Source organism: Streptomyces sp. NPDC002926 (genome assembly GCF_053591755.1).
In genome coordinates, this window is the sequence record NZ_JBSFUK010000040.1 from 1 (window position 1) to 20,064 (window position 20,064).

A 20,064-nucleotide genomic window follows, 5' to 3' on the forward strand; every position below is an offset into this window, starting at 1 on the left:
CCCGGCTGGAGCGCCGGGCCCGGGGACCTCTGGCATTCGGCCCTCTCGCTCGCCGACGCCGCCGCGCAGCTGCCCGCGCTGGGCCGGCGCGTCTTCCTCACCACCGGTCGCCTCGGCCTCGCCGCCTTCGCAGGCCTCGACCAGCTGCGATTTCTCGTGCGGTCGGTGGAGCCGCCCGAGCCGCCGCTGCCCCGCCACACCCGGGTCCTCCTGGACCGCGGACCGTTCACCGTCGAGGGCGAGCGGGAGCTGCTCCGTACCCAGGGAATCGACGTCCTGGTGACGAAGGACAGCGGCGGACCCGCCACCTCCGCCAAGCTCGTCGCCGCGCGTGAGCTGGGCGTGCCCGTGGTGGTGGTCCGACGTCCGCCCGCGCCGCCCGGGGTGCCCATCGCGCCGGACGTGGCGGGCGTACTCGAGCTCCTCGGACAGCTTTGACAGCTTTGACAGCTTTGACAGCTCGGACAGCTTTGACAGCTTTGACGGCTCGAGCTGCTCGGACCGCTCAGCCGCGCCGCAGCAGATAGGTGTCCATGATCCAGCCCTTCCGGGCGCGCGCCTCGGCCCTCAGTTCCTCGATCCGGCCGGAGACCTCCGCCAGCCGCCCCGACACCAGGATCTCGTCCTCGGTGCCCACGTAGGCGCCCCAGTAGATGAAGAGATCCTGGTCGAGATGGCGGGTGAAGGCCTGCCGGGCGTCGAGCATCACGACCACATCGTCGACGCCGTCCGGCCAGCCTTCGGCAAGCCTCCGGCCTGTGGTGATCTGCACAGGACGCGCGACCCGGTTGAGACCGGTGCGGTGTCTGGCCAGCAGCGCCGAAACACTGCTGATGCCGGGAACCACCTCATGGTCGAAGGCGACCGCGCCGCGTTCGAGGATCTCTTCCAGGATGCCGAGGGTGGAGTCGTACAGCGCCGGATCGCCCCAGACCAGGAAGGCCCCGCACTCGTCCTCGCCCAGCTCCGCGGCGATGAACCGCTCATAGAGGTCGGCCCGGCGGTGGCGCCAGTCGTCGACCGCGGGGGAGTAATCCGATGTTTTCCGGTCCCGCTCCGGATCCCGTGCCTCGATCAGACGGTACGAAGGATCCTCGATGTGCGCGTCCAGAATGTCGCGCCGCAGTCGCGTCAGATCCGACTTCTCCTCGCCCTTGTCGAGGATGAAGAACGCATCCGCCTTGTTCAGCGCCTTGACTGCCTGCAGCGTCAGATGGTCGGGGTCACCCGCCCCGATGCCGATCACATAGATCTTTCTCACCCTGTCGAGTCTGCCGTACCCGGCTGTTCGTGGGAGCTACCGGGTCCATCGGAAGCGGCATATCCTCCGACCATGCGTGTCGCACTCTTCGTCACCTGCGTCAATGACGCGTTGTACCCGGCCACGGGCATCGCGACGGTGAGACTCCTGGAGCGGCTGGGCGTAGAGGTGGACTTCCCGGCCGCGCAGACCTGCTGCGGACAGCCGCAGTTCAACACCGGCTACCGGCGCGAGACCGAGCCCCTGGTACGCCGGACGACGCGGGCCTTCGAGGGGTACGAGTACGTCGTGTCGCCGTCGGGATCGTGCGTGGCCATGGTGCGTGACCACTACCCCAAGTTCGGTGAGACCTCGCTCCCCTCCCGTACGTACGAACTCACCGAGTTCCTCGTCGACGTCCTCGGCGTCACCGATGTCGGCGCCTACTTCCCGCACACCGTCACCTACCACCCCTCCTGTCACGGTCTGCGGATGCTCGGCCTCGGCGACCGGCCGCGAAAGCTCCTCGACGCGGTGAAGGGCCTCGAGCTGCGCGAACTGCCCGGCGCCGAGGAGTGCTGCGGTTTCGGCGGCACCTTCGCCGTCAAGAATGCCGAGGTCTCCGCCGCCATGGGCCGGGACAAGGTCCGCAATGCCGTCTCCACCGGAGCGGATGTGCTGTGCGGAGCCGACAACTCCTGCCTGATGCACATCGACGGCATCCTGCGCCGCCAGGCTGTGCCCACGCAGGGTGTGCCGCTGCGCGCCCTGCACATCGCGGACATCCTCGCCAGTACCGAAGAGGAGCCCTACGTATGAGCGCTACATATCTGGGGATGCCGTCCTTCCCCGAGGCGGCCGGCGAGGCCCTGCACAATGTGACGCTGCGCGCCAATCTGCGGCACGCCACCCACACCATCCGCGACAAGCGGGCCCGCGCGGTGGCGGAACTCGCCGACTGGGCGGAGCTGCGAGAGGCCGGAAAGCAGATCAAGAACCGGACACTCCGGTATCTCGACCGCTATCTTGAGCAGTTGGAGACGGCGGTCACCGAGGCCGGAGGCACCGTGCACTGGGCCGCCGACGCGGAGGAGGCCAACCGGATCGTCGCCGATCTGGTGAAGGCGACCGGCGAGCGCGAGGTCGTCAAGGTCAAGTCGATGGCCACACAGGAGATCGGGCTCAACGAAGCCCTGGAGGCCGAAGGCATCTCGGCTTACGAGACCGACCTCGCCGAACTCATCGTGCAGCTCGGCGACGACCGGCCCTCGCACATCCTGGTGCCGGCCATCCACCGCAACCGCGGCGAGATCCGCGACATCTTCGCGGAGAAGATGGGGAGCTGGGGACGGCCCGCCCCCGCCGGCCTCTCCGACAGCCCCAGCGAACTCGCCGAAGCCGCACGCCTGCACCTCCGCGAGAAGTTCCTGCGGGCGAAGGTCGGTATCTCCGGGGCCAACTTCATGGTCGCCGAGACCGGCACGCTCGTGGTCTTCGAGTCCGAGGGCAATGGCCGGATGTGCCTGACCCTCCCCGAGACGCTGATCTCGGTCGTCGGCATCGAGAAGGTGGTGCCGAGCTGGCGCGATCTGGAAGTCTTCCTGCAGACGCTGCCGCGCTCATCGACCGCCGAGCGCATGAACCCGTACACCTCCATGTGGACCGGCACCGCTGATACCGACGGATCGCAGACCTTCCATCTGGTCCTCCTCGACAACGGCCGCACCGACGCACTCGCCGACGAGGTCGGCCGGCAGGCGCTGCGCTGCATCCGCTGTTCCGCCTGCCTCAATGTCTGCCCGGTGTACGAGCGGGCCGGCGGGCATGCGTACGGCTCGGTCTACCCCGGCCCGATCGGCGCCATCCTCAGCCCCCAACTGCGCGGCATCCAGAGCGAGATCGACGCCTCGCTGCCGTACGCGTCCTCCCTCTGCGGCGCCTGCTACGAGGTGTGCCCGGTCGCCATCGACATCCCCGAAGTCCTCGTCCACCTCCGTGAGAAGGTCGCCGACCAGGGAGGCAGGGGTCACCGCTTGGAGAAGGCCGCGATCAAGGCCGCCGGCTGGGTCCTCGACCATCCCGCCGCGCTCGCCGCCGGGGAACGCGCCGCGTCCAGGACCCGCAAACTGCACCCGAAGAGACTGCCGGGCACAGGGGCCTGGACCGCCGCCCGTGAACTGCCCGAGCTGCCCGCCGAATCCTTCCGTGACTGGTGGAAGAAGAACCGCACATGAGCGCCGGACCCTACTCCCCTACGAGCTCCCGCGACCGCATCCTCGCCCGAGTGCGCAGCGCGGTCGCCGACGCGCCCGAGGCCCCCGAACCGGCCCGCGACTACCTCACCACCCACACTCCCGACGACCCGGCCGCGGTCCTCGACCTCCTCCACGAGAACCTCGCTGACTACCGGGCCATCGTCCACCGGACCACCCGGGACGAAATGCCGTTGCTGCTCATGCGGCTGCTCGCGGAGCGGGGCTCAGCGACCGTGCTCGTACCGTCCGGACTTCCGCCCGATTGGCTCTCCGCCGCCGACGCGACCCGGATCCACGACCGTTCGGTCTCCACCGCGCGGGAACTCGACGAGGTCGACAGTGTCGTCACAGGCTGCGCGCTCGCCATCGCCGAGACCGGCACGATCGTGCTGGACGCCGGCCCCGGACAGGGCCGTCGGCGCATCACGCTCATCCCCGACCATCACATCTGTGTCGTACGCGTCCCGGACCAGGTCGTCGCGTCCGTACCGCAGGCGATGGCACGCCTCGACCCGACCCGCCCGCTGACCTGGATCTCGGGACCCTCGGCGACCAGCGACATCGAACTCGACCGGGTCGAGGGCGTCCACGGCCCGCGCACCCTTGAAGTGGTCCTGCTACAGGGCTGAGGTCAGCCGGGGTGCCTCGGCGCCCGCGTCCACCGGCCCTTGGACGCGGGCCGCGAGCTCCCGCGCCCAGGCGGTCAGCCCGGTCACATCGATGTCGTACGGGTCGCGGAAGCCGGCGATCCGGTCCGCGCCTCTGCGCAGCAGCCGCGCGCCGCCCGCCGTATTGCCGCGGGCGGCGTGGGTGAGTCCCACCGCCAGCTGCGCGAGTCCTCGCCACAGCTCACGCTCGGCCTCGGGACCGGACTTCCAGGCGTCCTCGAAGACCTCGTGCGCATGGAAGGGCATGCCCGCGTCGAGCAGCCGCTGCGCCTCCGTCAGTGTCTGACCGGGTGTACGCACCACACCCTCGGGCTGCCGCTCCACCCCCGGTGTTCCGTAGGGGAGCGGGCGTCCCAGTCCATCGCGAGGACGGGCGTTGCGTGCGCGCCCCTCGGCGTCGCGGTCCCTCGGTGCGTTGTCCACACCTCGATTGTCCACCGTGGTCCGTCGGGCGCCTGCCGTCCGGCGTCCGACGTCCGACGGGCGCGATTCCCGAGGCCGTGAGTTGGATGCGGCAACCCGGTGAGTGTGAAGGTGCGCACCAGGGAGGGCGGCACGCCGGCGTCCTCGTGTCCGGCTGCCGTCCAGCGAGCATCCTCCGCGCTCCGGCCGGCCGAGCCGTCGGCCGAGGAGCAGCCCGCCAACCCCGGGCCCTTCGAGGTGCGGGGGTGGGGCCCTCGCTGGCGTGGCCTGTGCGGGCCGCATGACCCCAGGCAGGACGTCGGGGGGCCCTCCGAAGTGGGGTAATGTTCTCTTGCGTGCTCGGCCGGAAATCCGGAAGAAACGCGCACCGGGACGTGGCGCAGCTTGGTAGCGCACTTGACTGGGGGTCAAGGGGTCGCAGGTTCAAATCCTGTCGTCCCGACTTTTCGAAGTCGCAGGTCAGAGGCCGTATCGATGAGATTCGATACGGCCTCTGACCGTTTTGCGGACCAGTGGCGGGCTGTGTTCACGCCCGCTCGGTGGCGAAGGCGAACCGGTGGCCGGCGCCGGACTTCTCGCGCCTGACGCCATGGCACCAGCAATGCGTGATCCACATCACATTCAACCGCTGACCCGTGATGTTTCGTCAGCGCGGTGCGCTGGGTAGCTCAGGCCGCCCATGTGACGGGTGCGCCGCAAGTGAACTTTCTGGAGAGGTGGGGCACTTGAGCCCGCGTACGTCGCATGCGTACAGACCACTGAGCATGAAGCGCCGAGCCTGGCTGACCGTCGGCGCCGTCGTGCTGGGCGGGGCGGGGGTGGTCACGATCGCCGTGGCCAACCCGTCCGACCCGCCCAAGAAGCCGCATCAGCAGGAGCGGGCGGCGAAACTCCGTACGCTCCAGCTGGACAAGGGTGGAGCCACCGAGCGGGAGCTGCCGGCCACCGGCACCGATCCGTTCTCCCTCGTCGGTATCGGCTGGGACAGTGCCACGGTCGAGGTCAAAGGCACGGCACAGGTACGTACGCGCAATGCCGAGACCGGCAAGTGGTCCGGCTGGCAGGCGCTCGAACTGGACGCACACCGGCCGGACGGGGCCGAGGCCACGGCACACGGCGCGTCCGAGCCGCTGTGGGTCGGACCGTCCACGGGGGTGCAGGTACGCGTCGACTCGGGCAAGGCGCTGCCCAGGAACCTGAAGCTGCACATGGTCGACCCCGGTGTGAGCAGTGCCGAGGCCAAGAACCCCGCCGCCACGGTCATGGACAACGCCGCGTTCGCCGTGGACGAGACTCCGTCCGCATCTCCGGGCGATCCGGTCACCCCGACGGCTCCCGCGTCGCCGACGGACACCGCGGCTCCCACAGACTCGGCCACGCCGACGAGTTCTCCGACCGACACGGCCGAACCGACCGCGGCTCCCACAGTGACGCCGAGCCCGACGCCCACCAAGCCGACCGCACCACCGTCGACGGTGAAGCAGCCGCCGATCATCGGCCGCGCCCAGTGGGGTGCCGACGAGGCGATGGTCGACGACCCCGCCGGGCGCCGAGTCGGCCGCCCTGGTACGGGGCATCATGACGTACCACGTCAAGACCGAGGGCTGGAACGATCTGGGCTACAACTTCCTGATCGACAAGTGCGGCCAGATCTTCGAGGGCCGGGCCGGCGGCGTCGACCTGCCGGTCAAGGGTGCGCACACCTACGGATTCAACAGCTACTCCACCGGCATCGCTCTGCTCGGTGACTTCGAGGGCGATACCGCCACCGCAAAGCCTGCCGGAAAGCCGACCACGGCCGCTCTGCAGTCGGCCGCCCGTCTCGCCGCCTGGAAGCTCGGCCAGTACGGCGGCAGCCCGAAGGCCACGGTCACGCTCACGGCCCAGGGCGACACCGGCAGGTGGACCGAGGGCCAGCAGGCCACGATGAATGTGATCTCCGGCCACCGCGACGCCTTCGCGACCGCGTGCCCGGGCAAGAACCTGTACGCCAAGCTCTCGTCGATCCGTGACTTCGCCGTGAGCGCGGGCCGCAACTCCGCGATCCCCACCTCCGACTTCGACCGGAACGGCATCACGGACCTGGCTGTCGGCCTGCCGAAGATCGCTGCCACCGGTGGCACGGTGAGTGTCCTGCCCGGCGGCACGAACGGGCCGGTCGCCACGGCCCGGCGCACCCTCACCCAGGCCTCACCCGGCGTCCCCGGCGAGAACGAGACCAGCGACAACTTCGGTTCCTCGTCGGCGTACGGCGACGTCAACGGTGACGGCTACGCCGACCTCGCCATCGGCGCGCTCGGTGAGGACGACGACTCCGGCCATGGAGACACCGGTTCGGTCACCGTCATGTACGGCCCGGGGCTCGACACCGGCAAGCAGTACATGACCTCTCCCGCGTACCGGCTGATCAGCGAGAAGCTCGGCTCCGCCGTCACCGTGGGCGACTTCAACGCGGACGGCAGGGCCGACGTTCTGACCGTCGCTCCGGGCAAGCCCGGCCGCTGGTGGGTGTTCGAGGACAAGTCCGAGTACGCCACGAAGGCCGGCTTCCTCGGCACTTCCGCGTACACCGCGGCGACGAGCCTCTCCTCCGCCGTGACCGGTGACTTCAACAGGGACGGCTATGCCGATGTGGCGATCAGTTTCCGCGACCCGGGCGGTATCGCACGCCTGCTCTGGCTGAAGGGCTCCTCCACCGGTCTCCAGCGGGTCGGCATCCTGGACGCCAAGGGCGGCCGCTCCCTCGCCGCCGGTGACCTCAACGGTGACGGCTATGCCGATCTCGCCGTCGGCCAGCCCGTCGCCGCCGAGTCCGGTCACACCGCCAAGGGCGGAGCGGTCACCGCGGTGTTCGGCTCGGCGACCGGGCTGACCTCGACCGGCAGGCTGACATTCGGCCAGGACACCACCGGCGTCCCGGACACCGGCGAGACCGGCGACGACATGGGTGCTTCGGTCTCCATCGGCGACGTCAACCTCGACGGATACGGCGACATCCTCACCGGACTTCCGGGCGAGGACATCACCCGCGGCGGAGTCGCCCGGACCAATGCGGGCCAGGTGATCCTGCTCCGCGGTTCTGCCGCGGGACCGACGGCCACAGGCTCGGTCGCGTATCACCAGGACACCGCCGGTGTGCCGGGTGACACCGAGACCAACGACCGTCTCGGTTCATCCGTTTCGCTGACTGATCTGTCCGGCTACACGCGGGCGGATCTCGCCATCGGCGCGGACGGCGAGGACGCGAACGACGGCGCGGTCCTTCAGATCGACAACAGCGGTACGTCCGGCGTGATCCCCTCGTCGGGCGTCTACTACGGCGTCACGGTTCTCGGCGCGCCGGCAGGCGCACGCGTCGGCCTGGTACTGACGCCGTAGCCCGACGGCCGCTCACGGACTGCGGCCGGGGTCCCACGGAGAAGGGGACCCCGGCCGCTTGCGCAGGGGCGAAGGGTGCCTGCGGCAGTCCGTCAGTCCGTCAGTCCGTCAGTCCGTCAGTTCGCCCGGTTCCAGGGCGGCTTCTGCCCGGGAGCGCCACCCTGCTCCGGTCCCTTCGGCTGCCCGGCAGGCACGGGAGGGTCCTTCTTGTCCTGGGACGGACTTGTGTGGGGCGGCTGCTTGGGAGGCTGCTCGCTCAACAGCCGCGCGCAGTACGCGGCAACGGCGCCGGGACCGCCGGCGGCGTCTTCGAGACGCTGCCGCGCAGTACTGTCCAGCGCCCGGCCCGGTCCCTGCTTCGACTCGTACACACGGCACTGAGCCAGTTGATCCTGCGCGGTGGGTGGACGCTCGCCGGGAGGGCGCGCGGCCGGTCCGGCCGCCGACGGCACGGGGCCGGAGGGGCGCGCCGGGCCCGGGCTCTCCATGTCCTGGGGCGAGGAAGCGCCCGGCCTCGGGCCGGGCTTCTCACGCGTATCGCCGAACGGCGTGGGGATCGCGCCGGCCGCCATCGCCACCCCGCCCAGTGCCAGCCCGGCCATGAGAGTGCCGAGTCCCACCTTGATCCAGCCGGTGCGGAACCGCGGCGCCGCGGGCCGCCAGTCGTCCATGTGCCGGGTGGGCGCTGTCGGCGCACCTTCGTCGCGCGCCGTCCGGAAGGCGGCGACGGCTCGCTCCTCGGCCTCCGGTGCGGCGGGTGCCGGGCGGGCGGCAGCAGCGAGCAGCTCATCCAGCGTCGGAGTCGGCGTCGGCGTCTGCGTCGGAGTCGGTGTCTTTGTCGGAGTCGGCGTCGGCGTCGGCGTCGGCGGCTCGTCCCCGGAGTCCATGGCACCTCTGGATCGCTTTTCGGTCATGTCGCATCTCCCAGCGCACGGGAGTCCGAATCTGTCACACGGTTTCGTTCGAGCGTCGCCAGGTGTTTCCCCAGCCGCCTCAGCCCGCGGTGCGTGGCGGACCGTACCGCGCCGGGCCGCTTGCCCAGCACCCGCGCGGCCGCCGCCCCGTCAAGTCCGATGACGGTCTGGAGGAGCACCGCTTCCGCCTGCTGTCGGGGCAGGGTCGCGATCAGCGCGAGGGCATATTCCGTCGAGATGGTTTCGAAGGCCTCTCCGGCCGTGTCCTGAGCGGCCGGCAACTCCCGCAGATCCTGTTCGAGAAGTGTGCCGCGCGGCCTGCTCTTCAGCCGTCGCAGATGGTCGATGGCCCGGTTGCGCGCGATGCTCGCCGTCCACGCACGGAAACCGGCCCCGTCCCCTCGGGACCGCCCCAGGTCACGCGCGATCTCGAGCCAGGCATCGGACGCAACATCCTCGGCATCGTCCCTCACCAGGCCCCGCAGATAGCCGAGCAGAGGCGGGTGTACGAGTCTGTAGGCAGCGGCGAAAGCCCCTTCGTCCCCCTCCTGTGCTCGCGCGACATGTTCACCGAGATCCGCGTCGTACGTCTCCGCACGGCGACCGCTCCCCACCTTGCCCACTCGTTCCTCTTCGTCGCGCCGCACGGCAGACCCTTGCCGATGTCCCCCACCGATCACAGCGCCTGGACCTGCGGAAATGTCACAGCCGTTCGAAGATTTCCCGCGGGCCCGACGTAACCACGGGCCGCGTGCCGGCCCGGTCAGGCCGTGATCGTTTCGGCCCCGCTCCCGACGCTGCGCCCCAAGGTCGCCGCGACCGGGTGAGGCGCCTGGGGCGGCCGGGTCTCTATGCCTGCTCCGCCGCTGTCTTCAGATGCCGGAGCCAGGCCTCGAGCGACTCGTCCAGGAGCCTGTGCATCTCCCTGGGCTGCGCGAGGACGGGGTCACCGCTCCAGGACTCCTCCGTCGAAACGACGGTGCGGCCGTCCTCCTCGGTGAAGGTCCACAGGTGGATTCCGGTGATGCCGTGGGCCGGCCCACCCCAGATGACGTGCTCACCGGGAACGACCTGATAGACCGTCGATTCGATGTCCAGGCCGCCGGTCAGCCACCGGAAGGTGGCACCGGACGCGAACGGGTCGTTGAGACGTGCCGTCTCGATGCCGGGATTCCAGCTGGGCCAGGCGTCGATGTCCGTGTGGATGCGCCAGACCGGCGCGGCGGGCGCGTCGACGGTGATGCGGCGGCGGACCACGACCGGTGCGTCCGCGTCGATGGTGTGAGGAAAAGTCATCAGAGCCTCCTGGGCATCGGGATCGGCAAACCAATCGTGTTATGCATCATCGTGATAGTTATGGACCGTAACAGACGCTAGGATGATTTGCATCATCGAGGGAAGGACGTGGCTGTGGCGCCGACCACGCAGGGCCCCCGGGCTCGTTACCGGGAGCAGACCCGCGCGGAGATCAAGGAAGCCGCGCTGCGACAGCTGGCCGAAGGCGGCCTGGCGGCCATCGCTCTGACCCGTATCGCCAAGGAAATGGGCATGTCGGGGCCCGCTCTCTACCGCTACTTCGCCAACCGCGACGACCTGTTGAGCGCACTGATCCGGGATGCGTACGACGACCTCGCCGCGTCCATCGGTGTCGCCGCGGAGGACTGCGCCGACGCGTTGCCGCGCGTACGGCTGCACGCGCTGGCCGCCGCGTTCCGGGCCTGGGGTGTCGAGCAGCCGCACCGCTATCTGCTGATCGCCGGGCCGCCCCTGCCCGGCTACAGCGCACCGGCCGACACGGTGACGCGGGCGCGGGCGGCGCTCGGTCCGTTCCTGAGTGTCTTCGTCGCGGGGGAGCCGTCGGGACCGGCGACTGAGCTTGTCGAGCAGATGACCGCCTGGGCGGAGCGGGAGCCCGCCGTGGCGTCGTGGGCGGAGCAGTACACAGAGGTGCCGGTGTCGGCGGGCGGTGTAGGCCGGGCGCTGGCGGGGGCCGTGCTCGCGTGGTCCCAGATGCATGGCGCGGTCAGCCTCGAAGTGGCCGGTCAGTTCACCGGTATGGGGCACGATCCGGGGACTCTGCTCGACGCTCAGATCGACGCACTCGCGGACGCGTTCCGGCTGGACTGACGGGTGGCGGCCGGCGCGGCGGCCGATGTGCGCTCGACTGGCCCCGTCATGCCAACTGCCACGGCAGCGGCGCCGGGTGGACCACAGGCGCATCGTTCACCCCGCGCCGGGGGTCATCGAGCTGGACCGCCACAGCCTGTTCGGTGAGGACGGAAGCCGGCGCCCGCTGTGGTTCACCGCCCCGGCCGACACGCATGGCGCCGCCCGGCCGGAATCATGGATCCTGCGCGAGAGCAGTACGTCCGAGCCGGGCCTGGTGCCCGGCCTCCGGCGGGTTTCGGTGACGCGGCGGCGCAGGTCCGGCGTACGGACCCGAGGTGGTTCAGGTCGCTGTGCAGCTATGCGCGCCCGCCCTGCGGGCGGATCAGGCCGGTGAGACAACGTTCCCCGAGTTCGTCTGCGGCTGCTGGAACGCGGGCGTCATCTGGTACGACGTGGACACCACCGCCCGCACCTGCGCCTACTACGGAGCCGACGGCGAGTCCTACACCGAGGACTACCCGGCCGTCACGCTCCCCTGAGGCGCGCGACACGATTGGCGAGCTCCTGAGCGGGGACGCCGAAGGCCCGCTGTCTCGCGAAGCCGGTGGCGATCCGCACGTGCCACGTGGCCGGCCCGGCATGGCGCCTCCGGCGCAGGTCAGCCGCGGCGGCGGGCGGCGGGGTCGCGCTGGGCGACGTGGTGGGCGACCGTGTCGACGCCGGGGCGGGCGTACCGCTGCAGTGAGCGGACGGAGGCGTGGCGGGAGCCGGCGGCACCGGGGTGGAGGCGCGTGGCTTCGGCTCGTTCGACAACGTGGGCAGCCTGCGCGACCTCGAGGTCACCGGGAACCTGCCGGCAAGTGACACCACGCCGTCAGGGCTGCTCCTCGGACGGGCCCTGACGGCGTGGCGGTCGAGCGTGGTGCGAGTGACGCGTCAGACGATGTTCTCCGCGATCTCCGCCTGCTCACGGGCGGATCCGTACGCGGACGGCGTGCCGTACGAGCGGCGTGCCACGAACCACCACACGGTGGCCAGCACCAGCACAGCGACCAACGCGATCGAGGCGTAGTTCATCGTGTCGACGGTGACCGGGTTGGACTGCGGCAGGCAGAACAGCACCGTCACGCACGTCACCCACACCACGGCTACCCAGCCGACCGGCTTGCTCCAGCGGCCCAGGCTCCACGGGCCCGGTTCGAAGCGGTCTCCGGCGCGCAGCTTCAGATAGATCGGGATCGCGTACGCCGGCGTTATGCCGATGACGTTGATCGCCGTCACCGCGCCGTACGCGGTCGTGGAGTACAGGGACGGCAGCGCCAGCAGGCAGGCGAAGACGACCGACAGCCACACCGCGGGGACCGGGGTCTGGGTACGGCTGCTGACCTTCCGCCACAGCGCGGAGCCGGGCAGCGCGTTGTCGCGGCTGAACGCGAACACCATGCGGCTGGCCGCTGCCACCTCGGCGTTGCCGCAGAACAGCTGCGCCACGATCACGACGAGCAGCAGGGCCGTCGCGCCTCCGGTGCCGAGCGCGTCGAGCAGAATCTGGGCCGGGGGTACTCCGGTGGCGCTCGTCCGGGTGCCCTCGTAGTCCTGGATGGCGAAGGTGAGACCGGCCAGCAGGGCGAAACCGGCGATCCAGGAGACCCAAATGGATCGCACGATGCCGCGGGCGGCGGAGACGGACGCGTTGGAGGTCTCCTCCGAAAGGTGCGCGGAGGCGTCGTAGCCGGAGAAGGTGTACTGCGCCAACAGCAGACCGATCGCGGCCACATAGACGGGACTGTTCCAGCCGGTGCCGTTGACGAACTCGGTGAAGACGAATTCGGGCGACTGGTGGTCGGAGGGCACGATGGCCAGTGCGCCGACGATCAGAGCGACGCCGCCGAGGTGCCACCACACACTGACCGAGTTGAGCAGGCTGACCAGCCGCACCCCGAACAGGTTCAGGACGGCGTGCAGCAGCAGAATGCACATGAAAATGATCATGGTGGAGCCGGGTGTGGGGTGGAATCCCCACTGCAGATTCAGAAACGCGCCGGTGAACAGGGCGCAGCCGTAGTCGATACCGGCGATCGCACCCAGCAGGCCGAGGAGATTCAGCCAGCCGGTGTACCAGCCCCACTTACGGCCGCCGAGCCGGTCGGCCATGTAATACAGCGCGCCCGACGTGGGGTACGCGCTGGTCACCTCGGCGAGCGCCATGCCGACGCACAGGACGAACAGGCCGACGCCCGCCCAGCCCCAGAGCATCACCGCGGGACCGCCGGTGTTCAGCCCGAAGCCGTACAGGGTCATGCAGCCGGACAGGATCGAGATGACGGAGAAGCTGATGGCGAAATTGCCGAAGCCACCCATACGGCGTGCGAGAACCGGCTGATAGCCGAGCTCCCGCAGCCGTTCCTCCTCGTCCTTGGGGGGAGTCTGGTCCGGACTCGACCACTTCGGCGGGGATATGGACATCGAAGAACCTCCGGGGAAAGGGTGATGCACTGAGCGGACAGGGGCAGGGGCAGGGACAGGGCGAGGTACGGGGTACGGGGGCCTGTCTCTCGTACGCGTGCGGGGAGGACGGTGGATCAGCCGCGCGGCCGGGGCGCGGTCAGGGGCCCGCGCCGCGCGCGGCCGCGAGACAACGGCCGCGGGCGCGCAGGAACACCTCTTCCGCCAGGCCCGCGTCAGCGGGGGTGTGAGTGCGGTAGGCCCACGGCAGGGTGGTGTAGTACGGGCCCAGAGCCTCGAAGACCGGTGCGGCGTCGTGGAATTGGAGCGCGCCCCACAGGGCGTGGGACAGGTAGTTGAGATCGAGCAGCGAACGCCAGGCCGGGCGAACCTGGTTGAACCAGCTGTGCAGGGCGCGCTGGGCGTCCCGGGCCGCGTCCTCCGTCACCCAGTGGAGATCCAGCGCCTTCTCCTGCCCCTGCTCCCGGCGGTAGCGCTCCACGCGTACATAGAGCGGGAGCGCGTGCAACGGCGAACCGGAAGGTGCGGAAGACGCCGCCCACTGAACGAAGTTGACCGCCTCGGACAGATGCCCGCCGGACCTGCGCGCGTAGACGAACTGCAGCATCCGGTGGTACGCCTCGCGGTTGAACGGATCGCGTTTGTCGGCCTCCGCCAGCAGACCCCACGGGCCCGGGAACAGCATCGGACCCGGCGGTGCCGTACGGTGCTCCTCCATCAGCTGCTTGTCGTCCAGCTGGGCCAGCGCCAGCAGACAGACCCACGGCACCGGATCCTCCGGAGCCTGGTGAGCGGCGATCCGGCAGGCCTCCCAGGCCTCGTGCCACAGTTCCTGAGTGCGCCGGTGGCCCTCACGGTGGGCACGCAGTGCCCGCTCCACCACGACCCGGCAGTGCATCACGGTCGCCGCGAGCGAGTGGGGCTCCTCCGTGCGCCAGGCCCGCACCGCATCGGAACCGGCGGCCACTGCCGCGAGCACCTGGGTCCGCTGGGTCCACAGCGCCCAGTCGGAGGTGGCGGTCAGCAGGTTCCGCATCGACATCCATCGACCGGTGCGTAAGTCCTGCATCACGGTACGCAGTTCACTGTCGTGACCCGCCGGGTGGTACACCGGGCGTAACTCGTCGTCGGACATCAGCCCGCTACAGGTCTCGTCATGGTGGTCATAAGCCCTCTGGTGACGGTGAGCAGTTGAGGCGGTGCTTTGCGGTGATCTTACTCAACCATGGGGTGACGGCAAGAAGTTGATGATGTATCAGGAACCGGTTGAGGATTGGACATCTCGGGGGGTCGCGGGTCCGCCGGGAGACTCTTGACGGCGGGCCCGGACCTGCTCCACGCTTTCAGTAAGCGATCAAGGTTTCTCTGCGTTTCTTCTGCCGGATTCCTTCTACCGAAGAGCGGGGTGGCCCGATGACAGGCCCAGTGCTGGCCGTCGACCAGGGCACGTCGGGCACGAAGGCACTGGTGATCTGCCCCGAGCGCGGTGTCATCGGCACTGGCTCCGCACCGGTGAACCCCCGCTACCAAAGCGGCGGACGCGTGGAAGTCGACCCCGCCTCGCTGCTCTCCTCGGTCGTCGAGGCCGGTCGCCAGGCCCTCTCCCGCGCCGGGGAGCCGGTCGTCGCTGTCGGTCTCGCCAACCAGGGCGAGACCGTCCTGGCCTGGGATACGGACACGGGCGAACCGCTGACCGAGGCGATCGTCTGGCAGGACCGGCGGGCCGAGCCGATCTGTGCGGAACTCGCCCCGCACGCCGAAGAATTGGCGCAGCTGACCGGACTGCCGCTCGATCCGTACTTCGCCGCGCCCAAGATGGCCTGGGTGCGCCGCGAGCTCGCCCGCGAAGGCGTCGTCACCACCAGCGACGCCTGGCTGATCCACCGGCTGACCGGTGCCTTCGTCACGGATGCGGCGACCGCCGGACGCACCCAGCTCCTCGACCTCGACCGTGTCGCCTGGTCGCCGCGGGCACTCGAGATCCACGGCCTGACCGGCGAACGGATGCCGGAGATCGTCGACTCGGACGGCCCCGTCGGCATCACCGAAGCCTTCGGCACCAAAGTCCCGCTCACCGGACTCCTGGTCGACCAGCAGGCCGCGCTGCTCGCCCAGAGCGTCACCGAACCGGGCACCGCCAAGTGCACCTACGGCACCGGTGCGTTCCTCCTCGCCCAGACCGGGTCCCGCCCGCGCCGTACCAGCAACGGCCTGGTCAGCTGTGTCGCCTGGCGGCTCGGTGGACGCACCAGCTACTGCCTGGACGGACAGGTCTATACGGCGGCCTCCGCCGTCCGCTGGCTGACCGAGCTCGGAGTGATCTCCGGGGCCGCGGACCTGGACCCCGTCGGCTCCGCCGTGCCGGACAGTGGCGGCGTCACCTTCGTACCGGCCCTCGCCGGCCTCGCGGCCCCCTGGTGGCGCGGCGATCTGCGCGGCTCGCTGACCGGCCTCGGACTGGACACCGGCCCCGGACATCTGGTGCGTGCGCTGTGCGAAGGCATCGCCGCTCAGGTCGTCGGGCTCACCGACGCGGTCGCCGCGGACCTCGGGACGCCGCTCACGGGTCTGCGCGTCGACGGCGGCCTGACCCGCTCGGCCCTGCTGATGCAGACACAGGCCGATCTGCTTCAACTGCCCGTCGAGGTATCGGCGTTGCCCGACGTAACCGCACTCGGGGTCGGAGCCGTGGCGCGGCTGGGCCTGGAACCGGGCCTGACCGTCGAGCAGGCGGTACCCGCCTGGAAACCGTCCGCCGTCTATGAGCCGAGAATCAGCGCGGCACAGGCGGCCGAGCGCCTCGCGGCCTTCCGCGCGGAGGTGGCCGCGCTGCTGGACCGTACGCCGACCGCCCCATGAATCCCGGCTGTTCCATGAAACCGCGCCGGAGTCCGTACGCGCGATCAGGACCAGGAGCGCCATGACCGTCACGACCGCCGGGCCGCTGCCGGAGACCATGCATGACGTGATCGTGGTCGGCGCCGGCGTGGTCGGCTCGGCCATCGCCCGCGAACTCGCCCGCCACCGGCTGCGTGCCGCCTTCGTGGACGCCTGTGACGACGTCGGCAACGGCACGTCGAAAGCGAACACGGCGATTCTGCACACCGGATTCGACGCCGTCCCCGGATCGTTGGAGTCCCGGCTCATGCGCGAGGGACAGCGGCGGCTCGCCACGTACGCCGCGGAAACAGGCATCCCCGTCGAACCGCTCGGTGCGCTCCTCGTCGCCTGGGACCAGGAGCAGCTCGCCGCACTCCCCGCCCTCGCCGCCAAGGCGGAGCGCAACGGATACCACGACGCACGGCTCATCGGCCCGGACGAGGTGCGCGAACGCGAGCCGCACCTCGGGCCGGGGGCGCTCGGCGCGCTCGACGTCCCGGGCGAGAGCATCATCTGTCCCTGGACCACCACACTCGCGTACGCCACCCAAGCCGTCCGCGGCGGCGTCGACCTGCATCTGAACTGCCGGGTGGAGAGCGTGACCAGTGGCGGCAGCCACCATGAACTCGCAACCGAACGCGGCCTGTTGCGCACCCGGTACCTCGTCAACGCGGCCGGACTGTACGCCGACGAACTGGACCGGGAACTCGGCCACGCCGACTTCACCGTCACTCCGCGCCGGGGCCAGCTCATCGTCTTCGACAAGCTTGCCCGGGAGCTGGTCCGCCACATCCTGCTGCCGGTGCCGACCGCGCTCGGCAAAGGCGTACTGGTGGCGCCCACCGTGTACGGCAATGTGATGCTCGGCCCGACGGCCGAGGACCTCGGCGACAAGGAAGCCACCGGATCGACCGCAGAAGGACTCGACTTCCTGAGGGCGAAGGGCCGACGGATCGTGCCGGAGCTGCTCGATGAGGAGATCACCGCTGTCTACGCGGGCCTGCGCGCCGCCACCGAGCACGACGACTACCGGATCCGGGCCCACGCACGCCAGCGGTACATAGCCGTCGGCGGCATCCGCTCCACGGGACTGACCGCCTCGATGGCGATCGCCGCCCACGTCACCGACCTGCTCGGAGACGCCGGCCTCGACCTCGGGGACGCGGGCGAACCGGAGCCCGTACGCATGCCGAACCTCGGGGAGGCGTTCCCGCGCCCTTATCAGAGTGCCGATCTCATCGCCGCGGATCCCGAGTACGGCACGCTCGTCTGCCACTGCGAACACGTCTCCCGCGGGGAGATCCGCGACGCGCTGGCCAGTACGGTCCCGCCGGGCTCGCTCGACGGACTCCGGCGCCGTACCCGCGCACGCGGAGGTCGCTGCCAGGGCTTCTACTGCGGGTCCGCGGTGCGCGAGCTCTTCGAGGCACGCCGATGAGCCGGCCGGCGCGTACCGTCGACGTCCTCGTCGTCGGCGCGGGACCGGCCGGCCTCGCGGCAGCCGCCCGGCTCGGCAGGGCGGGAGCGGGCGCCGTCGAGATCGTCGAGCGTGAGCAACAGGCCGGCGGCATCCCGCGCCACTGCGGCCACGGCGGCTTCGGGCGGCGCGAACAGCGCCGTGCGATGAGCGGTCCGCAGTACGCCCGCCACCTCGTCGACAACGCCGTACGCGCCGGAGCGGACCTGCGCACCGGCGTCACCGTCACCGGCTGGTCCGGCCCGCGGACCCTGGACACCACGAGCCCGGCAGGCCTGGAACGGATCACCGCGCGTGCCGTCGTGCTCGCCACCGGCGCACGCGAACGGCCGCGCAGCGCCCGGCTGGTGCCCGGCACCCGGCCGGCGGGTGTGCTCACCACGGGCGAACTGCAGCAGGCGGTCCACCTCCACGGCCGGCGGGTCGGCAGCCGCGCGATCGTCGTGGGAGCGGAGCCGGTCGCCTTCTCCGCGGTACGCACTCTGCGGGCCGCCGGAGTCGAGGTCCTCGCCGTGGTGACCGACCAGGAGCGCCGGCCGGCGCGCCCGCTGCTGGAACGCCGTGTCCCGCTGCTCACCGGCGCCACCGTGACCGAACTGACCGGCCGCGGCAGGCTGACCGGAGTCGGACTGCGGCACCGGGACGGCAGAAGCACCACCGTCGGCTGCGACACGGTCGTGTTCACCGGCGACTGGATCCCCGACCATGAACTGGCCAGACGCGGCGGGATCCCGCTCGACCCCGGCACCCGGGGCCCCGCCGTCGACACCGCGTTCCGCACCGCAGAGGAAGGCGTCTTCGCCGCCGGCAACCTGCTGCACGGAGCCGAGCCGGCCGGCACCGCGGCAGAGGAGGGCCGGTACGTCGCGGACCGGGTGCTGCGGCACCTGAGCGGGGAAGCGTGGCCGGACGGCGGGCTGCGGGTCCAGGTTGCCGGACCATTGCAGTGGGTGGCGCCGAACCGCATCGCCCCGGACGGCCCCCGTCCGCTGCGGGACCGCTTCCTCCTGCGCATCCGCGAGCCCCTCGCCCGGCCTGTCCTCGTCGTCAGCCAGGACGGCCGGGTGCTCCGCCGGCGGCGTCTGCTGCGTACCGCGCTGCCCGGCGGCGGACTCCACCTCCGCGCCGACTGGATCGGGAGTGCTGATCCGGGCGGCGGCCCGGTGGAGATCACCGCCTGCTGAGCCGTCGACCGGCCGCGGTGAACGCTCGGGCGGGCGAAGCCGTAATACACGACAGGCTGTTGAGCCCATCAAGGAGGTCTGCCGCGGATGACTGCCCATCGAACTGCCGCCGCCGCTGCGCTCGCCGGTGTCGTACCGCTCCTGCTGACGGCCGTGGCCGCCGGGACCGCGCAGGCGCACGGGGCGCCGACCGATCCCGTCAGCCGGGTGGCCGCATGCGGTCCCGAGGGTGCCCAGGGTGCGTCGGCCGCCTGCCGCGCCGCCGTTGCCGCGAACGGGGGATCGGCGTTCGACCAGTGGGACAACCTGCGTGTGGCCGACGTACGGGGCAGAGACCGCGAGGTCGTCCCGGACGGGCAGCTGTGCAGCGCGGGCCTCGACGCGTACAAGGGCCTGGACATCGCCCGCGCGGACTGGCCGGCGACGGCCCTGAAGGCCGGCGCCCGGTTCACCCTCACCTACCGGACGACGATCCCGCACGAGGGGACGTTCGACCTGTATCTCACCAAGGAGGGCTACGATCCGGCAGCGCCGCTGCGGTGGGCCGATCTGTCGGCGAAGCCCTTCACCACGGCCACCGATCCGCAGGTCGTGGACGGCGCGTACCGGATCTCCGGTCGGCTCCCGGCCGGTCTGACGGGCCGGCATGTGCTCTACACGGTGTGGCGGAACTCGAGCACGCCGGACACCTACTACTCATGTTCCGACGTGGTGTTTGCGGGCCACAAGGAGCGGGGCGGTGAGCCTGTGGCTCGGCAGCCGGGTTCTCGGCCCGCTGCCGAGCCATCCTCCGAGCCGGTCACAGATCCAGCCTCGCAGCCCGCCTCCGATCCCCCCGCGCAGCCGACGGCGTCCCCGCCGGTCACCGCGCCGGGTTCGGCCCCTGCCGACGAGCCCGTCGGGCAGCCGGCCGCGGCGTCGGCGGAGGGCGGCAGCACGGCCGTCCTCCTCGGCGGGGTGGCCGCCGTGCTCGCGCTTCTCGCGCTGGGCGTGTCCGCGTTCCTCCGCCGCCGGTAGCCGGACGCGACCGTCCGGACGGGACCCCGGACGCGACGGCCGCACGGGACGCC

General features: G+C 70.7%; 19 protein-coding genes and 1 tRNA gene. 13 read left to right on the top strand and 7 right to left on the bottom strand.

Features of this window, described 5'->3' with window-relative positions; genetic code table 11:
* The coding region (locus ACWDZ6_RS30815) for a precorrin-6A/cobalt-precorrin-6A reductase (protein WP_451505449.1) at window positions 1–438 on the top strand (438 nt) is incomplete at its 5' end.
* Window positions 439–505: 67 nt separating this feature from the next.
* Here the strand turns inward: ACWDZ6_RS30815 and cobF are convergent.
* Complete coding sequence (cobF, locus tag ACWDZ6_RS30820) at window positions 506–1,261, bottom strand: precorrin-6A synthase (deacetylating) (RefSeq protein ID WP_451505450.1); 756 nt, start codon at window positions 1,259–1,261, stop codon at window positions 506–508.
* A 72-nt stretch (window positions 1,262–1,333) separates the two neighbouring features.
* Here cobF and ACWDZ6_RS30825 point away from each other — a divergent pair, with 72 nt between their 5' ends.
* Genes ACWDZ6_RS30825 through ACWDZ6_RS30835 form a run of 3 tightly spaced genes read left to right on the top strand, consistent with a single transcriptional unit; the run spans window position 1,334 to window position 4,124 of the window.
* The gene (locus ACWDZ6_RS30825) at window positions 1,334–2,059 is read left to right on the top strand and encodes a (Fe-S)-binding protein (protein WP_451505451.1); all 726 of its coding nucleotides are present in this window, start codon (window positions 1,334–1,336) and stop codon (window positions 2,057–2,059) included.
* On the top strand, window positions 2,056–3,474 hold the full coding sequence (locus ACWDZ6_RS30830) for a LutB/LldF family L-lactate oxidation iron-sulfur protein (RefSeq protein ID WP_451505452.1): 1,419 nt from the start codon (window positions 2,056–2,058) through the stop codon (window positions 3,472–3,474). Before ACWDZ6_RS30825 ends, ACWDZ6_RS30830 begins: the two co-directional genes overlap by 4 nt.
* Window positions 3,471–4,124 carry a LutC/YkgG family protein gene (locus tag ACWDZ6_RS30835; protein WP_451505453.1) on the top strand — a complete coding sequence of 218 codons (654 nt, stop codon included), beginning with the start codon at window positions 3,471–3,473 and terminating at the stop codon, window positions 4,122–4,124. The genes ACWDZ6_RS30830 and ACWDZ6_RS30835 overlap by 4 nt, the downstream gene beginning before the upstream one ends.
* On the opposite strand, the gene ACWDZ6_RS30840 is transcribed toward ACWDZ6_RS30835, so the two are convergent.
* Entirely contained in the window at window positions 4,113–4,586 is a 474-nt protein-coding gene (locus ACWDZ6_RS30840) for a DUF309 domain-containing protein (RefSeq protein WP_451505454.1), read from the bottom strand. The genes ACWDZ6_RS30835 and ACWDZ6_RS30840 overlap by 12 nt on opposite strands.
* Window positions 4,587–4,954: 368 nt before the next feature.
* On the opposite strand from ACWDZ6_RS30840, the gene ACWDZ6_RS30845 reads away from it, so the two are divergent.
* The 3 genes from ACWDZ6_RS30845 to ACWDZ6_RS30855 all read left to right on the top strand — a co-directional run bounded on the left by ACWDZ6_RS30845 (window position 4,955) and on the right by ACWDZ6_RS30855 (window position 7,964).
* Window positions 4,955–5,028, top strand: a tRNA-Pro gene (locus ACWDZ6_RS30845).
* Window positions 5,029–5,350: 322 nt separating this feature from the next.
* Complete coding sequence (locus ACWDZ6_RS30850) at window positions 5,351–6,334, top strand: hypothetical protein (RefSeq protein ID WP_451505455.1); 984 nt, start codon at window positions 5,351–5,353, stop codon at window positions 6,332–6,334.
* Complete coding sequence (locus tag ACWDZ6_RS30855) at window positions 6,237–7,964, top strand: FG-GAP-like repeat-containing protein (protein WP_451505479.1); 1,728 nt, start codon at window positions 6,237–6,239, stop codon at window positions 7,962–7,964. Before ACWDZ6_RS30850 ends, ACWDZ6_RS30855 begins: the two co-directional genes overlap by 98 nt.
* Before the next feature lie 116 nt (window positions 7,965–8,080).
* Here ACWDZ6_RS30855 and ACWDZ6_RS30860 read toward each other — a convergent pair whose 3' ends face one another.
* The 3 genes from ACWDZ6_RS30860 to ACWDZ6_RS30870 all read right to left on the bottom strand — a co-directional run bounded on the left by ACWDZ6_RS30860 (window position 8,081) and on the right by ACWDZ6_RS30870 (window position 10,174).
* Entirely contained in the window at window positions 8,081–8,878 is a 798-nt protein-coding gene (locus ACWDZ6_RS30860) for a hypothetical protein (protein ID WP_451505456.1), read from the bottom strand.
* The gene (locus tag ACWDZ6_RS30865) at window positions 8,875–9,501 is read right to left on the bottom strand and encodes an RNA polymerase sigma factor (RefSeq protein ID WP_451505480.1); all 627 of its coding nucleotides are present in this window, start codon (window positions 9,499–9,501) and stop codon (window positions 8,875–8,877) included. The genes ACWDZ6_RS30860 and ACWDZ6_RS30865 overlap by 4 nt, the downstream gene beginning before the upstream one ends.
* Window positions 9,502–9,727: 226 nt before the next feature.
* Window positions 9,728–10,174 (bottom strand): SRPBCC family protein, encoded by a 447-nt coding sequence (locus ACWDZ6_RS30870; protein ID WP_451505457.1) that lies wholly within the window; start codon window positions 10,172–10,174, stop codon window positions 9,728–9,730.
* A 114-nt stretch (window positions 10,175–10,288) separates the two neighbouring features.
* Between ACWDZ6_RS30870 and ACWDZ6_RS30875 the strand changes: the two genes are divergently transcribed.
* Together ACWDZ6_RS30875 and ACWDZ6_RS30880 are read left to right on the top strand one after the other, a co-directional pair.
* On the top strand, window positions 10,289–11,005 hold the full coding sequence (locus ACWDZ6_RS30875; RefSeq protein WP_451505458.1) for a TetR/AcrR family transcriptional regulator: 717 nt from the start codon (window positions 10,289–10,291) through the stop codon (window positions 11,003–11,005).
* A 317-nt stretch (window positions 11,006–11,322) separates the two neighbouring features.
* The gene (locus ACWDZ6_RS30880) at window positions 11,323–11,526 is read left to right on the top strand and encodes a DUF1398 family protein (protein WP_451505459.1); all 204 of its coding nucleotides are present in this window, start codon (window positions 11,323–11,325) and stop codon (window positions 11,524–11,526) included.
* A 397-nt stretch (window positions 11,527–11,923) separates the two neighbouring features.
* On the opposite strand, the gene ACWDZ6_RS30885 is transcribed toward ACWDZ6_RS30880, so the two are convergent.
* Window positions 11,924–13,453, bottom strand: a complete 1,530-nt coding sequence (locus ACWDZ6_RS30885; protein WP_451505460.1) for an amino acid permease — start codon at window positions 13,451–13,453, stop codon at window positions 11,924–11,926.
* Window positions 13,454–13,592: 139 nt separating this feature from the next.
* Window positions 13,593–14,588 carry a hypothetical protein gene (locus tag ACWDZ6_RS30890; RefSeq protein WP_451505461.1) on the bottom strand — a complete coding sequence of 332 codons (996 nt, stop codon included), beginning with the start codon at window positions 14,586–14,588 and terminating at the stop codon, window positions 13,593–13,595.
* Between the two features lie 278 nt (window positions 14,589–14,866).
* Between ACWDZ6_RS30890 and ACWDZ6_RS30895 the strand changes: the two genes are divergently transcribed.
* The 4 genes from ACWDZ6_RS30895 (at window position 14,867) to ACWDZ6_RS30910 (ending at window position 20,011) form a co-directional block, all read left to right on the top strand.
* Complete coding sequence (locus ACWDZ6_RS30895) at window positions 14,867–16,312, top strand: FGGY family carbohydrate kinase (RefSeq protein WP_451505462.1); 1,446 nt, start codon at window positions 14,867–14,869, stop codon at window positions 16,310–16,312.
* Window positions 16,313–16,373: 61 nt separating this feature from the next.
* A complete protein-coding gene (locus ACWDZ6_RS30900; protein WP_451505463.1) occupies window positions 16,374–17,771 on the top strand; it encodes an FAD-dependent oxidoreductase in 1,398 nt (465 codons plus the stop codon).
* On the top strand, window positions 17,768–18,994 hold the full coding sequence (locus ACWDZ6_RS30905; protein ID WP_451505464.1) for an NAD(P)/FAD-dependent oxidoreductase: 1,227 nt from the start codon (window positions 17,768–17,770) through the stop codon (window positions 18,992–18,994). The genes ACWDZ6_RS30900 and ACWDZ6_RS30905 overlap by 4 nt, the downstream gene beginning before the upstream one ends.
* An 87-nt stretch (window positions 18,995–19,081) precedes the next feature.
* Window positions 19,082–20,011 carry a lytic polysaccharide monooxygenase auxiliary activity family 9 protein gene (locus ACWDZ6_RS30910; protein WP_451505465.1) on the top strand — a complete coding sequence of 310 codons (930 nt, stop codon included), beginning with the start codon at window positions 19,082–19,084 and terminating at the stop codon, window positions 20,009–20,011.
* Window positions 20,012–20,064: the final 53 nt, after the last annotated feature.

Coding starts and splice junctions, on each gene's coding strand:
- ACWDZ6_RS30825 (WP_451505451.1), top strand. CDS start 1,334: ATGCGTGTCGCACTCTTCGTCACCTGCGTCAATGACGCGTTGTACCCG.
- ACWDZ6_RS30830 (WP_451505452.1), top strand. CDS start 2,056: ATGAGCGCTACATATCTGGGGATGCCGTCCTTCCCCGAGGCGGCCGGC.
- ACWDZ6_RS30835 (WP_451505453.1), top strand. CDS start 3,471: ATGAGCGCCGGACCCTACTCCCCTACGAGCTCCCGCGACCGCATCCTC.
- ACWDZ6_RS30850 (WP_451505455.1), top strand. CDS start 5,351: ATGAAGCGCCGAGCCTGGCTGACCGTCGGCGCCGTCGTGCTGGGCGGG.
- ACWDZ6_RS30860 (WP_451505456.1), bottom strand. CDS start 8,878: ATGACCGAAAAGCGATCCAGAGGTGCCATGGACTCCGGGGACGAGCCG.
- ACWDZ6_RS30870 (WP_451505457.1), bottom strand. CDS start 10,174: ATGACTTTTCCTCACACCATCGACGCGGACGCACCGGTCGTGGTCCGC.
- ACWDZ6_RS30885 (WP_451505460.1), bottom strand. CDS start 13,453: ATGTCCATATCCCCGCCGAAGTGGTCGAGTCCGGACCAGACTCCCCCC.
- ACWDZ6_RS30890 (WP_451505461.1), bottom strand. CDS start 14,588: ATGTCCGACGACGAGTTACGCCCGGTGTACCACCCGGCGGGTCACGAC.
- ACWDZ6_RS30895 (WP_451505462.1), top strand. CDS start 14,867: ATGACAGGCCCAGTGCTGGCCGTCGACCAGGGCACGTCGGGCACGAAG.
- ACWDZ6_RS30900 (WP_451505463.1), top strand. CDS start 16,374: ATGACCGTCACGACCGCCGGGCCGCTGCCGGAGACCATGCATGACGTG.
- ACWDZ6_RS30905 (WP_451505464.1), top strand. CDS start 17,768: ATGAGCCGGCCGGCGCGTACCGTCGACGTCCTCGTCGTCGGCGCGGGA.
- ACWDZ6_RS30910 (WP_451505465.1), top strand. CDS start 19,082: ATGACTGCCCATCGAACTGCCGCCGCCGCTGCGCTCGCCGGTGTCGTA.